This is a genomic window from Streptomyces sp. NPDC104581 (assembly GCF_055583685.1).
Genome location: NZ_JBVJNN010000012.1, coordinates 166,632 through 179,245 on the forward strand (window position 1 = coordinate 166,632; position 12,614 = coordinate 179,245).

Annotated in this window: 11 protein-coding genes; 4 read left to right on the plus strand and 7 right to left on the minus strand. The window is 71.3% G+C overall.

Going from position 1 to position 12,614, the window contains the following annotated elements; all coding sequences use genetic code 11:
* Positions 1 to 3 precede the first annotated feature (3 nt).
* Positions 4 to 1,074, minus strand: coding sequence for a glutathione S-transferase family protein (locus ACZ61E_RS13140; RefSeq protein ID WP_469699717.1), 1,071 nt, complete (start codon positions 1,072 to 1,074; stop codon positions 4 to 6).
* 235 nt (positions 1,075 to 1,309) lie between these two features.
* Between ACZ61E_RS13140 and ACZ61E_RS13145 the strand changes: the two genes are divergently transcribed.
* The gene (locus ACZ61E_RS13145) at positions 1,310 to 2,104 is read left to right on the plus strand and encodes a nucleotidyltransferase domain-containing protein (protein WP_469699719.1); all 795 of its coding nucleotides are present in this window, start codon (positions 1,310 to 1,312) and stop codon (positions 2,102 to 2,104) included.
* Positions 2,105 to 2,171: 67 nt separating this feature from the next.
* Here the strand turns inward: ACZ61E_RS13145 and ACZ61E_RS13150 are convergent, their stop codons facing one another.
* The 6 genes from ACZ61E_RS13150 to ACZ61E_RS13175 form a co-directional block, all read right to left on the minus strand.
* Complete coding sequence (locus ACZ61E_RS13150) at positions 2,172 to 3,827, minus strand: glycoside hydrolase family 13 protein (RefSeq protein ID WP_469699720.1); 1,656 nt, start codon at positions 3,825 to 3,827, stop codon at positions 2,172 to 2,174.
* Positions 3,824 to 4,840, minus strand: coding sequence for a glycoside hydrolase family 130 protein (locus tag ACZ61E_RS13155; RefSeq protein WP_469699745.1), 1,017 nt, complete (start codon positions 4,838 to 4,840; stop codon positions 3,824 to 3,826). The genes ACZ61E_RS13150 and ACZ61E_RS13155 overlap by 4 nt, the downstream gene beginning before the upstream one ends.
* Before the next feature lie 81 nt (positions 4,841 to 4,921).
* Positions 4,922 to 5,755, minus strand: coding sequence for a carbohydrate ABC transporter permease (locus ACZ61E_RS13160; RefSeq protein ID WP_469699746.1), 834 nt, complete (start codon positions 5,753 to 5,755; stop codon positions 4,922 to 4,924).
* 104 nt (positions 5,756 to 5,859) lie between these two features.
* Complete coding sequence (locus ACZ61E_RS13165) at positions 5,860 to 6,786, minus strand: carbohydrate ABC transporter permease (RefSeq protein WP_469699722.1); 927 nt, start codon at positions 6,784 to 6,786, stop codon at positions 5,860 to 5,862.
* Between the two features lie 14 nt (positions 6,787 to 6,800).
* Positions 6,801 to 8,102, minus strand: coding sequence for an ABC transporter substrate-binding protein (locus tag ACZ61E_RS13170; protein ID WP_469699724.1), 1,302 nt, complete (start codon positions 8,100 to 8,102; stop codon positions 6,801 to 6,803).
* Complete coding sequence (locus ACZ61E_RS13175; protein ID WP_469699725.1) at positions 8,096 to 9,178, minus strand: LacI family DNA-binding transcriptional regulator; 1,083 nt, start codon at positions 9,176 to 9,178, stop codon at positions 8,096 to 8,098. Before ACZ61E_RS13175 ends, ACZ61E_RS13170 begins: the two co-directional genes overlap by 7 nt.
* A 371-nt stretch (positions 9,179 to 9,549) precedes the next feature.
* Between ACZ61E_RS13175 and ACZ61E_RS13180 the strand changes: the two genes are divergently transcribed.
* The 3 genes from ACZ61E_RS13180 (at position 9,550) to ACZ61E_RS13190 (ending at position 12,479) form a co-directional block, all read left to right on the plus strand.
* A complete protein-coding gene (locus tag ACZ61E_RS13180) occupies positions 9,550 to 10,668 on the plus strand; it encodes a hypothetical protein (RefSeq protein ID WP_469699727.1) in 1,119 nt (372 codons plus the stop codon).
* A gap of 351 nt (positions 10,669 to 11,019) precedes the next feature.
* Complete coding sequence (locus ACZ61E_RS13185) at positions 11,020 to 11,538, plus strand: lytic polysaccharide monooxygenase auxiliary activity family 9 protein (RefSeq protein WP_469699729.1); 519 nt, start codon at positions 11,020 to 11,022, stop codon at positions 11,536 to 11,538.
* A 218-nt stretch (positions 11,539 to 11,756) separates the two neighbouring features.
* The gene (locus ACZ61E_RS13190) at positions 11,757 to 12,479 is read left to right on the plus strand and encodes a chitinase (protein WP_469699730.1); all 723 of its coding nucleotides are present in this window, start codon (positions 11,757 to 11,759) and stop codon (positions 12,477 to 12,479) included.
* Positions 12,480 to 12,614 lie beyond the last annotated feature (135 nt).

Below are 12,614 nucleotides of genomic sequence, written 5' to 3' on the forward strand. Positions count from 1 at the left end.
CGGTCAGGGGCGCCCCGCCGCCGGAACCTCCTCGCCCGCGGGGACCGGCCCCGGCGGTGTGCCGTCCCCGAAGGGCCGGCCGCCCAGCTCCGCACGGTGGTGGGCTGTGAGCCAGCCGGAGAGATCGGGCCCCAGAGGGACGATACGGGTGGGATTCACGCCGGTGTGCACCATGTAGTAGTGCCGCTTGATGTGGTCGAAGTCGACCGTGTCACCGAAGCCGGGCGTCTGGTAAAGGTCCTTGACGTACGCGTGGAGGACGGGGTCCTCGGCCACCTTGTGACGGTTGCACTTGAAGTGTCCGTGGTAGACGGCGTCGAAGCGGACCAGTGTGGTGAACAGCCGGATGTCGGCCTCGGTGATGGTGTCCCCCACCAGATACCGCCGGCCGGCCAGCCGCTCGGAGACCTGGGCGAGCCTGCGGAACACATCGCGGTACGCGCGCTCGTACTCACGCTGCCCGTTCGCGAAACCGGCCCGGTACACACCGTTGTTGACGTCCCGGTAGATGCCGTCCATCACCTCGTCGATCTCGTCGCGCAACGGCTCCGGGTAGAGGTCGGGCGCGCCGGGCCGGTGCAGGGCCGTCCACTCGGTGGCCAGGTCGAGCGTGAGCTGCTGGAAGTCGTTGGTGACGAGTTTCCCGCTCGGCACGTCCACGATCGCCGGGACGCTGACGCCACCGGGGTAGCCGGTCTCGCGCGCGTCGTACGCCTCGCTGAGATGGCGGATACCGAGCACGGGGTCGCGATCACCCGGATCGAGGGTGAAGCGCCAGCTGCGGTCGTCCTGGATCGGGTCGGTGACGGCGAGGGAGAGCGCGTCCTCCAGACCGAGCAGGCGGCGCGAGACGAGGGCGCGGCTCGCCCACGGGCACGCCCGGCTCACGACGAGCCGGTAGCGGCCCGCCTCGACGGGCCAGCCGTCGCGGCCGTCGGCGGTGACGCGGTCGGCGAAGTGACTCCTGGACCGTTTGAAAGCCTTTCTGCCGTACGCGGCGTTGCCGTCCGTCCCCTCTCCGTCCGTCCTGCCGTCCGCCTTGGCGGATTCCGTGGTGCCGGTCTCGTCGCTCATGGCCGTCCTTCCCCGGTCGGGCCCCCGCCGAGAGCCCGGGGCCGTACCCCGATCATCGGCGGACCGGGCTGCCGGGCTCTGTTCCACGCTGTCCAGAATGCTGGGAAACACACGTACGGAGGCGCGGGCGACGGGGGCGGCGGTGGCGCGGGGCGCCCGGTCTATAGTTCTTGTTCGCTTCCTCAGTTCTTGATCGCTTCCTCCTGACGCTCCCCGGAGAGGTTCCCCCCGTCCCATGAACGCAGTCGATGACACCGCCGGTGACGACAACCGGGCGTTTCTCGATCGCACCGCCGATCGCCTCGCCGCGCTGCCCGCCGTCAAGGCCGTGACGCTCGGCGGCTCACGCGCCCAGGGCACCGAACGGCCGGACAGCGACTGGGACTTGGCCGTCTACTACGAGACGGGCGGGCCCGAGGTCTTCGACCCGGCCGATCTGCGGGCCGTGGGCTGGCCCGGTGAGGTCTCCGAGATCGGCGGCTGGGGCGGTGGGATCTTCAACGGCGGCGCGTGGCTGACGGTCGAGGGCCGCAGTGTCGACGTGCACTACCGCGATCTGGCCGTGGTCGGGCACGAACTGGCCGAGGCGGAACAGGGCCGCTTCCGTCTGGAGCCGCTGATGTTCCATCTCGCGGGCATTCCCAGCTATCTGGTCGTCGCCGAACTCGGCATCAACCGGGTGCTGCGAGGTGAACTGCCCCGGCCCGGATATCCGGCGGCGCTCCGCGAGACGGCGCCCGAACGCTGGCTCGGCAACGCGCGGATGACGCTCGGATACACGAAGGCCAATCATGTCCCTCACGGGCGGCTCACCGAGGTCGTGGGCAATCTCGCCATCGCGGCGACGCAGACGGCGCACGCCGTCCTCGCGGCGCGCGGCGAGTGGGTGACGAACGAGAAGACGCTGCTGCGGCGGGCGGGACTGCGGGACGTCGACATGATCACGTCGGAGCTGAGCACCGACCCCGGGGAACTCGCCGGTTCGGTCGCCGAGGCCGAGGCGCTGTTCGCCTCGGTGTCGGCGTACTGAGCGAACCCGGCGATCCGGGCGAACCAGCCGGCCCGGGCTGACCGGGACGGCGGAAATGGTCAGGGGATCAGCGCCCGGTCCCTCGCAGCCATACGGCGGTGTCCGCCGGCAGTCGTCCCTCGTCCGTCAACCGCCCGCTCCCCAGCACCACTTCCGACGCTCCGACCCCTTCCGGGAGCGCGAGCGGTTCCGCGCCGAAGTTGACGGCGCACAGCAGCCCGTCGCCCCGGTCGAACATCAGGTGCGGGGTGTCCGGCGGTGACAGCAGCCGCAGCGCGGCGCCGTCCGCGACCGCCCGCGGGGAGCCGTGCCGTCGCAGCCGCAGCGCCGCGCGGTACAGCGCGAGCACCGAATCCTTGTCGTCGGCCTCGGCGTCCGCCGTCAGCCCCTCCCAGCCCTCCGGCTGCGGGAACCAGCAGTCGGCCGCGGCGGCCGAGGAGAACCCGTACGGCGGTCGCGCGCCGCTCCAGGGCAGCGGGACACGGCAGCCGTCCCTTCCCCGTTCGACGCCTCCCGACCTCCGCCACACCGGGTCGCGCAGCCATTCGTCCGCCAACTCCACCTGGGGCAGGCCCAGTTCCTCACCCTGGTAGACGTACGCCGTACCGGGCAGGGCCAGCATGAGCAGCGCGGCGGCCCGTGCCCGGCGCACCCCGGCAGGCCCGCCGCCGTACCGGGTGACCGGGCGCACCGCGTCATGGCTGGAGAGCACCCAGGTCACGGGAGCGCCCACGGCCGCCATGGCAGCGACGGACTCCGTCACGACGGCGCGGATCGCGGCCGGCTCCCACGGGCACTCCAGAAAGGCGAAGTTGAAGCTCTGTCCCATCTCACCGGGGCGGACGTAGCGCGCGAGCCGGGCCGGGTCGAAGACCGCAGCCTCGGCGACGAGGAGCCGCTCGCCCGGCGCCGCCGAGCCCGGCGGTCCGGCGGGGTGACCGGCGAGCAGGCGGTGCCAGCTCCGGTAGAGGGGGTGCAGCTCGTCACGGTCGTAGTACGGCATCAGATGGTTGCGCGCCGGGTCCCGGTGCTGACCGGGGCCCGCGTCCGGCAGGGCGGGGTCCTTGAACAGCGCGTGCGCGACGTCGACACGGAACCCGTCGACACCGTGATCCAGCCAGAAGCGGAGTATCCGTTCGAAGTCGGCGGCCACGTCGGGGTGGCGCCAGTTGAGATCGGGCTGCTCGGGCGCGTGTAGATGCAGATACCAGTCGCCGTCGCGCGTACGCGTCCACGCGGGGCCGCCGAACGCGGATTCCCAGTCGTTGGGCGGCTCCTGGCCCCCTGCGCCACGGCCCGGCCGGAACAGATAGCGGTCCCGGACGGCGTCGCCCGGCGGCGCCGCCAGTGCCTCACGGAACCAGGGGTGCGCGTCGGAGGTGTGGTTGGGGACCAGGTCGACCAGCACCTTAAGGCCCAGTTCGTGCGCCCGGCCCGCGAAGGTGTCGAAGTCGGCGAGGGTGCCGAGATCGGGTGCGACGGCGGTGTGGTCGGCGACGTCGTAGCCGGCGTCGGCGAGCGGGGAGGGGTAGAAGGGCGTGAGCCAGACGGCGTCCACGCCGAGGTCGCGCAGATACGGCAGCCGGGCGGTGGCACCGGGCAGATCGCCGGTGCCGTCGCCGTCGGAGTCCGCGAAGGAGCGGGGGTGGATCTCGTAACAGACGGCGTCGCGCCACCACGGCCCGGCCGCCCCCTCCCGCCCCCGCTCCCCCGCGACGCTCATCCGACGCGTTCCAGGCGGGCGACACCGATGTGCGCGTCGGCCATCCCGTAGAAGACGTGCCGCACGCCGCCGAACTCCTCGATCGCGGTGGGGAACACGACGTTCGGTACGGTGCCCGAGCGTTCCTCCTCCGTCTCGGGCGCCATCAGCGGCTCGGCCGAGCGGGCCAGCACCACGGCCGGGTCGGCGGGATCGAGGATCATCGCGCCGGCCGCGTAACTGACCCGCTGGTTCTGCGCGAAGGGGTCGTCGATGCTGCCGGACACCCCGTGGTGGATGAGCAGCCAGCCCTCCTCGACGCGGATCGGGGCGGGGCCCGCGCCGATCTTCAGGCTCTCCCAGGGGTACGCGGACAGCGCGACCAGCCGGTGGTCGCGCGGCCGGGTCAGGGCGGTGATGTCGCGCTCCACCTCGGCCGCGGGCACATAGCTGATCCAGATGCCGGGCCGCTCGTCGGTCAGCCCGGCCGGCAGGTGGACGCCCTCGCCGGGGCGGAACCAGCCGAGGTCCCACATCGGGCGGTGCAGCATCGCGTACGCGGGCTGGCCGTCCGGCCCCGGTACCGGCTCCGGGAAGTGCACGACGTCCTTGTTGGGGAAGAGGTTGAGGTCGGTGTCGAGGTCCGGCTGGTAGCCGAACTGGACCGGGCCGAGCCGCCGCCAGTGCGTGAGGTCGTCGGAGACGGCGAGGGCGGGCTTCGGCCCGAGGGGGCCGTAGGCCACGTACGACATGACGTACCGGCCGAGGGACGGGATCCAGGTGACGCGGGGGTCCTCGACGCCCGCGTTGTTCTTGCCGCGCTCCCAGCCCGCGTCGGGGGCGAGGACGACACCGCGCCGTTCGACACCCGTCGGGACACCGTCGGTGAGGACGACCTCGGCGAGTCCGACGCGCGAGACGTTGCCCGCCGACACCAGGCGTGGCAGCAGATGGGGGGTGCCGTCGGGTGTCCGGCCGGCGGCGGGGTTGAGGACTCCCTCGGCCTCGTTCGCCTCGCCGGGGAGGGGGGACATCACCACGCCCCGCCGCACGAGGCGGTAGGGGATCGTGGTGTCGGGGACGTGGGGGGAAGTGGCGCTGTGGTGCACGGTGGGTCAGCCCTTTGTTCCGGAGTCGATGTCGGTCTGGGTGAAGTGGCGCTGGAAGAGCAGGAAGAGGACGACCGCGGGTACGGCGAGGACGCAGGCGCCCGCCATGAGGGCGCCGGTCGGGTTGGCGACGGTGCCCTGGAGGTTGCTCATGAATCCGGCGAGGGACACGGCGAGCGGCTGCATGTCCGCGTTCTTCGTGACGAGGAACGGCCAGAGGAATTCGTTCCACGGTCCGATGAAGGTCAGCAGGGCGCCGCTGAGCAGCGCGGGCCTGACCATCGGGATCGCGATCTGCCACAGGATGCGCGGTTCACTCGCGCCGTCGATGCGGGCCGCCTCGAAGAAGGTGGCGGGGATCTGGAGGAAGAACTGCCGGAAGAGGAAGACGGCGGTCGAGTTGATCGCGAACGGCAGGATCATCCCGAGGTAGCTGTCGCCGAGCCCGTAGTCGCGCACGACCAGGACGTACAGGGGCAGCATCAGCAGTTGGAAGGGGACGGTCTGGATCAGGAGCAGTACGGCGAAGAGCGTGCCCCTGCCCCGGAACTGGAGGCGGGCGAGCGCGTATCCGGTGAGTACGCCGAAGACCATCGTGCAGAGCAGCACGCCCATGGTGAAGACGCCGGAGTTGACGAGCGAACGGCCCAGCGAGATGGCGCCGTTGATGCTCTCGTAGTTCCCGGTGGTCGTGGTGCCGGGGCGTGGGACGGCGCCGTCGAGATCGCCGCTGGTCACCTTTCCCAGGGAGCCGACGACCATGTAGTAGAAGGGGAAGAGGAAGGCGATCGCGCCGAGGGTGAGGACGGCGAGGCGCAGCGGACGGCCGCCGCCGGCCATGACGCGGTGGACGGCGCCCCGGTGCGGGCGGCGGTCTCCCGGGGGCCCGGCGGGGACGGGTGGGGTGGTGGGTCCCGTGGCGGGGGCGGCCGTGCCGGCGCTCATCACTCGGCTCCCTTCTCGGTGAACCTGCGGGCGATCAGGGCGAGTACGACGACGAAGACGACGAGCACGACTCCGAGCGCCGCCGCGAAGTCGGGGTGGGCCTGCTCGATGCCCTTCTGGTACATGACGAGGACCGGTGACGAGGACGCGTGGTCGGGCCCGCCGCCGCCGGTGAGCAGATAGGGCTCGCTGAAGAGGTTGGCGCCGGTGATGATGGCGAACACGGTGACGAGGGTGGTGGCGTGGCGTACGCCGGGCACGGTCACCGACATGAAGGAGCGGACCCGGCCCGCGCCGTCGATGGACGCGGATTCGTACAGCTCCTTGGGGACGCTCTGGAGCGCGGCGAGGTAGAGCATCACGAAGAAGCCGAGCTGTTTCCAGGTGACGAAGACGGCGATCACCGGCATCGCGAGCGTGGAGTTGACCAGCCAGGACGGCTCGGGGGCGAGGTCGCCCAGGACGGTGTTGAGGAGTCCGTCGGCGCCGAAGATGTACTGCCACACGGCGACGAGCGCCACGCTCGCCGTGACGTACGGCAGGTAGTACGCGGCCCGGAAGAACGACCGGAAGGGGAGCTTGGCGTTGAGCGCGCCGGCCAGGACCAGTGCGAGCACCACGGTCAGCGGCACGTTGATCACGAGGAAGATCGCGATGTTGAGGAAGGACCGCTGGACGACCGGATCGGTGAACACGTCCTGGTAGTTGCGCAGTCCGACCCAGGGGGTGTCGATGTCGGTGCCGGGCGCCGTGAAGTAGTAGCGGTGGAACGAGATCCAGACGGTGTAGCCGAGGGGGACGGCGAAGACGGCGGTGACGAACAGGACGTACGGCGAGACGAACAGGGCGCCGACGCGTGGCGGGCGGGGGCGCCGACGGGTGCGGGGGGACGCGCTCTTGGGGGCGGCGATGCCGGTGGTGCTCATACGGGCCTCAGTCCTCAGTACTCGTCGAGGAGGGTGGTGATGTCCCGCGAGAGCCGGGGCAGCTCCTCGCCGGTGGGTTCGCGCCCGAAGACGACGGAGCGGGTCCAGCCGTCGCGCAGCGTCTGCCAGACGTCGATGGAGCCGGCGACGGCGGGGACCTCGACGGTCCGGTCGGCCTGGTCGGCGAACTCCCTGTAGTCGGGGTTCTCGGCGAACCAGCCGGCGTAGGTGCGCAGGAGGTCGGGCCGCATCGGCATCTGTCCGGTGTCGGCGAGGAAGGCGCCGTCCTGCTCGCGGGAGGTGGCGAATTTCATCAGGTCCCAGGCGGTGGCGCGGTTCTCGCAGGCGCTGAACATCGCGACGGACTTCTGGTCGCCGAAGGTGGAGATCTCCGAGGCGGGGCGGCCGTCCGAGGTCGGTACCGGCACCACGCCCCAGTCGATGCTGTCCTTGTAGGTGGCGACGGCCCAGGGTCCGACGGTCGACATGGCGGTCCTGCCGCCGCCGAGCGCGTCGCCGGGGAAGGTCTCGTTCGGGGCGAGCTTCTCCCGGTACACGGTCCGCCAGAACTCGAAGACACGGCGGCCCGCGGGGCTGTCGAAGCGCGGCTCGCCGTTCTCGACGAGGGACTGTCCGCCGCTCTCCGCGATGAAGGCCGGATAGAAGTCGAACCAGGACTGGAAGAACTCGGAGGTCGGCGCGGGCCAGATCGCCGCGTCGGACGCGCCGCTCCCGACGATCTTCCGTGCGCTGTCGAGGAACTCGTCGTACGTGGCGAGCCGCGGGTTCTCGGGGTCGAGTCCGGCCTTCCGGAAGATGTCCTTGTTGTAGAGGATCATCACCGGGTTGCTCTTCCAGGGCAGTTGGTAGTAGGAACCGTCCTCGGAGCGGTACTGCTCGGCGCGGGGGCCGGTGCGGGACTCGATGTAACGGGCGCCGTCGGGGAAGTCGTCGAGCGGGACGAGCCCGGCCTGCTTCTGGAACTGCGGGACGGACGCGGGCGAGGTGTTGAAGACCAGACAGGCGCTGTTGCCGGCGATGATCGAGGCGCTCAGCGCCTCTTCGGAGGTCTTGCCCGCGGGTATCTGCTGGGAGGTGACGTGCTGGTCGGGGTGGGCCCTGTTCCAGCTCGCGATCATCTTCTCGCCCCAGGCGACCTCCTGGGCGTTGTTGGAGAGCCATACGGTGACGGGGCCGCGCGCGGTGGCCGCGCGCGCGCCGTCGGGGCCGGAGCGGGAGCACGCGGCGGCGCCGCCGCTGAGGGCGAGCGCGAGCAGGACGGCGACCGTCGCCCGGGTGCGGGAGGTGCTCAGCATGGCGTCTGGCTCCGTACGGTCGTGGGGCTCGGGGCTCCGGTGTCGGTGGCGTCGGGGGCGGGGGCGGGGCCCATCGAGCCGCGCCGTACCAGCTCCGCGGGGGGAAGCGCGACGTCGTCGGCGCGCCCGTTCGCGATGACCCCGTCCAGGGCGCGGACCGCGGCGGCCCCCCAGCCGAGGGCGTCGGCGCGCGCCGAGGCGAGCGGCGGGTGGGTGTACTCGGCGAGCGGGGTGTCGTCGTAGCCGACGACCGACAGATCGCCGGGGACGGTCAGTCCGAGCCGCTGGGCGACGGCGAGCCCGGCTGTCGCGGAGAGGTCGTTCGCGTAGACGACGGCGGTGGGGCGGCGGTCCGGGGCGAGTGCGAGCAGTTCGCGGGTGGCGTGGGCGCCGCCAGCGGCGGTGAAGCCGCCGGGCAGTACGGGCCCCTCGGGCAGTCCGGCCTCCCGCATGGCCAGCTCCCACGACTCACGGCGGCGGCGGGCGTGCCGGAATTCCTGCGGTCCGGCGACATGGGCGATGCGCCGGTGGCCCAGGCCGGCCAGCTCCCGTACGGCGGCGGCGAAGGCGGGCCGGTCGTCCAGGCCGACGGCGCACAGTCCGCCCGCCCCGCCGGGGTCGCCCACCACGACGGCGGGCAGGCCGAGTTCGCGGGTCAGCTGCGGGCGCGGGTCGTCGACGCGCAGGTCGGTGAGGAGCACACCGTCGACCCGGCGGTCGGCGGCGAGCCGGCGGTAGGTGGCGTCCTCGTCGGCGGGTTCGGTGACATGCAGGACGAGGGCGTCGCCGCGGCGGGCGAGCACGGATTCGATACCGGCGATGAAGGCGGGGAAGAACGGGTCGGCGCCGATCGCCGCGGTGTCCCTGGCCAGTACGAGTCCCAGCGCCCCGGCCACCCCGCGCGACAGCGCCTGGGCGGGCCGGCTGGGCCGCCATCCCAGCTCCTGTGCCGCCGCGAGGATGCGCCGCTTGGTCTCATCGGCGAGTCCGGGACGGTCGTTCAGCGCGAAGGAGACCGAACTGCGTGACACCCCGGCCCGCTTGGCCACGTCGGCGATCGTCGGACGCCGGTCCATGGAACCCCTCCCTCACTTCTCCGTGACGACGAGTGTGCTGCTGACACGTGCGACGACGCGTAGGACGACGGGTACGCCGACCGCGACATCGACTGTTTAAACCGGTTTAGCTCGAACGTAATGGCAGTACTGAAGCGGTTTGGCTCCGTGGATGTCAAGGGTCGGGACGGCATCGCACGCTCGGTGACCGCACCGGGGCCGCAGTGGCGCTCCCGCGGCGGACGGCCCCTCATATGCCGCACATAACCCCGTCCCGGATGGCGCGACCCCGACAGGTGTGGATTGGTTGGAGCAACGCGTGCGTGCTGATCACGCATCGTGACAATCACGGTGTGTGCCGCCCGTGAAGTTCGACCCGAGGGAGCCGCACCATGGCGCTCGACCCCACACCCCCCATCAACGGCGACCACTACGAAGGACAGCCCCGTCCCGGCGCGGCGGAGCGCGCCGGATCACCGGATCCGATGACCGGGTCCGGTGAGGAGCCCATACGCAAGCTGCTCTGGACGGCCGCCACTTACCGGCCGCTGGAGGAGGTGGCCGCCCTGGTGATGCTGCTCAAGCGGACCGGAGAGGTGCCCAACCCCGGCGACGAGGCCCTCCGGGTCGCCGCCGTGGCCCGTCCGATAGACGAGGTGATGCGGCTCGTCGCGATGCTGAACGAGCCACCGCACGAAGTGGACGAGGCCGACACGACACTGCACGCGGCGGCCGTCGGCAGGCCGATCGAGGAAGTGGCGCAGCTGGTGTCCTTCCTCGGCACCCACGAGAACGAGCCGCCGTTCCCGGCCGACGGCCGGAGCCCGGAACGCGGGGAGCCGGTGCCGACACTGGCCGAGCGGCCCGACGAGCGGGAGCCGCGCGAGGCGCGCCCCGGCCCCGCGGAACCGCCCGGCCGGGCGGCACGGGCCGCGCACAAGGCGCGCGACCGGGAGCCCCGGCGCGCCGCGCCGTGGACGAGCGCCCCGTCGGGTCCGCCCCCCGAGGTCCCACAGCCGGGTCCGGCGCGGGGTGCGGGAGCGGGACCCGGGGCGGCCCGCACGGTGTCGGCGGCACTGCGCTCCCCGCTGCGCTGGCCCGCGGCCGCCGCGCTGCTGGCGTGCGGTGTGATCCATCTGCCGACGGATTTCGCCGGTGTGCGGTCCGGCGGGTACGCGGACGCGGTCTCGCTCGTCGTCACCGTGCTCTGCCTGGTGTTCGGAGTCTGGCTGGCGGTGGCCGACTCCGCGCGGATCTGGGCGGCGGGCGCGGCCACGGCCGTCGGGATCGTCGCGGCGCACACGCTGTCGGCTCTCGGCACCGTCGATCTGCTCCGGAGCAGTCTGAGCGCCGACTTCGGCTGGGCGAGCCCCGTGGCTCTGGGCTGTGCCGTGGTCGCCCTGCTGCTCGCGGGCACGGTTCTGACGCTTCGCCAGAGGACCGCGCAGCGGGCCGGGCGCGAGGCGGCGCGCAGGCCCTCACCTGCGCGGGGCGTCGCCAACGACATCTGAGAATCACCACCGCACACCCCGTCCCCCGTTCGCGGTCCGTCACCGGCCACGAGCGGGGGACGGCCCTGTGCCGGCCCTCCCTCACCCGGCCGTCCGGCCCGCGCGGTGACGCACGAGCGGCCAACTGATCGTTCACACAGGACTCTTGACGTGAACGCGGCGGCCTGTATGGTCTAGGCCAAGTGGTAAAGACCTTTGCCGAATGCACGTGTAATTCAGTGCCTTCGGACAAGGCTCCGCGCCACGGCCCTTCGCGCCTCTTGGCCCCACCCCTGAGAGGCCGGCCCGAGCGTACTCATGTCCCCCCACGGACCGGTACGCCCGGGAAGACCTGATGTGAAGGAGTAAGGCATGCATTCGAAAAGGAAGACGGCCGTCGCCCTCGGTGCGGTGATCGCGCCGATCGTCGCGATAAGCCTTCCCGCGGGTTCGGCAAGCGCCCACGGTTACATCTCGGACCCTCCGAGCAGGCAGGCGCAGTGCGCCGCCGGAACCGTCAGCTGCGGTGACATCAAGTACGAGCCCCAGAGCGTGGAAGGCCCGAAGGGTCTGACCAGTTGCAGCGGCGGGAACTCCCGCTTCTCCGAACTGGACGACGACAACAAGGGCTGGGCGGTGACGCCGATCGGCTCCAGCCAGGAATTCAACTGGAAGATCACCGCTCGGCACGCCACCAGCACGTGGCAGTACTTCGTCGGGGGCCAGAAGGTCGCGGAATTCAACGACGGCGGCGCGCAGCCCGGCGCGACGGTCACCCACAACGTCAACTTCGGCGGCCTGTCGGGCAAGCAGGAGATTCTCGCGGTCTGGAACATCGCGGACACGGTGAACGCGTTCTACGCGTGCATCGATGTGAACATCGGCGGCTGACGAATTCTCCCGCGGGGCCGGTAACCACGATCCCCCCGCCTGAGAATCACCGACCGATCGTACGTCTTCCACCGGTGCGCCTCCCTGCTCCGGACGGTGTCCGATCACCGCGTCGGTGAGCCCCTGACCTGCTGTACGGGGCTCACCGGCGCCGCTCCGACCACCCCCCACACCTGGGCCGCGGCGCGTTCCGAGGCCCTTTTGAGGAGTGAATCGCCTTGCGTAAGCGCCTTATCGGCCTGCTCGCCGCCACCGCGTCGGCCGCCGCTCTCTCCCTGACCTCGCTCGCCCCCATGTCGTCGGCCGCCGAAGAGGGCAAGGCCGACTTCATCGTCAGCGAGTCGCAGTTCAACCAGATGTTCCCGAACAAGAATTCCTTCTACACCTACGGCGGACTGAACGCCGCGCTCAGCGCGTACCCGGGATTCACTGGGACGGGCAGTGACACCGTACGCAAGCAGGAGGCCGCGGCATTCCTGGCCAACGTGGGTCACGAGACCGGCGGACTGGTGCACGTGGTCGAGCAGAACACCGCCAACTACCCGCATTACTGCGACGCCTCACAGCCTTACGGCTGCCCGGCGGGCAATGACAAGTACTACGGCCGCGGACCGATCCAGCTCAGCTGGAACTTCAACTACAAGGCGGCCGGGGACGCGTTGGGCATCGATCTGCTCAACAACCCCGACCTCGTGCAGAACGATTCCGCGGTCGCGTGGAAGACCGGCCTCTGGTACTGGAACACCCAGAGCGGTCCCGGCACCATGACACCGCACGATGCCATGGTGAACGGCGCGGGATTCGGGGAGACGATCCGCAGCATCAACGGCAGCATCGAATGCAACGGCGGAAACCCCGGCCAGGTGCAGAGCCGCATTGACAGCTACCGTCAATTCGCCGAAATGCTCGGCGTGGATCCGGGTGGCAATCTCAGCTGCTGAACCGGCTCCTGAGACAGGGGTGGGGGGGGGGGGGGGGGGGGGGGGGGGGGGCCCCCCCCCCCCCCCCCCCCCCCCCGGGCCCCCCTCCTCCGGACGATCCGTACTCTGCTCCGTGCCGGGGATCCGACGGCGGGT

Coding starts and splice junctions, on each gene's coding strand:
- ACZ61E_RS13140 (WP_469699717.1), bottom strand. CDS start 1,074: ATGAGCGACGAGACCGGCACCACGGAATCCGCCAAGGCGGACGGCAGG.
- ACZ61E_RS13145 (WP_469699719.1), top strand. CDS start 1,310: ATGAACGCAGTCGATGACACCGCCGGTGACGACAACCGGGCGTTTCTC.
- ACZ61E_RS13150 (WP_469699720.1), bottom strand. CDS start 3,827: ATGAGCGTCGCGGGGGAGCGGGGGCGGGAGGGGGCGGCCGGGCCGTGG.
- ACZ61E_RS13155 (WP_469699745.1), bottom strand. CDS start 4,840: ATGTCCCCCCTCCCCGGCGAGGCGAACGAGGCCGAGGGAGTCCTCAAC.
- ACZ61E_RS13160 (WP_469699746.1), bottom strand. CDS start 5,755: ATGGCCGGCGGCGGCCGTCCGCTGCGCCTCGCCGTCCTCACCCTCGGC.
- ACZ61E_RS13165 (WP_469699722.1), bottom strand. CDS start 6,786: ATGAGCACCACCGGCATCGCCGCCCCCAAGAGCGCGTCCCCCCGCACC.
- ACZ61E_RS13170 (WP_469699724.1), bottom strand. CDS start 8,102: ATGCTGAGCACCTCCCGCACCCGGGCGACGGTCGCCGTCCTGCTCGCG.
- ACZ61E_RS13175 (WP_469699725.1), bottom strand. CDS start 9,178: ATGGACCGGCGTCCGACGATCGCCGACGTGGCCAAGCGGGCCGGGGTG.
- ACZ61E_RS13180 (WP_469699727.1), top strand. CDS start 9,550: ATGGCGCTCGACCCCACACCCCCCATCAACGGCGACCACTACGAAGGA.
- ACZ61E_RS13185 (WP_469699729.1), top strand. CDS start 11,020: ATGCATTCGAAAAGGAAGACGGCCGTCGCCCTCGGTGCGGTGATCGCG.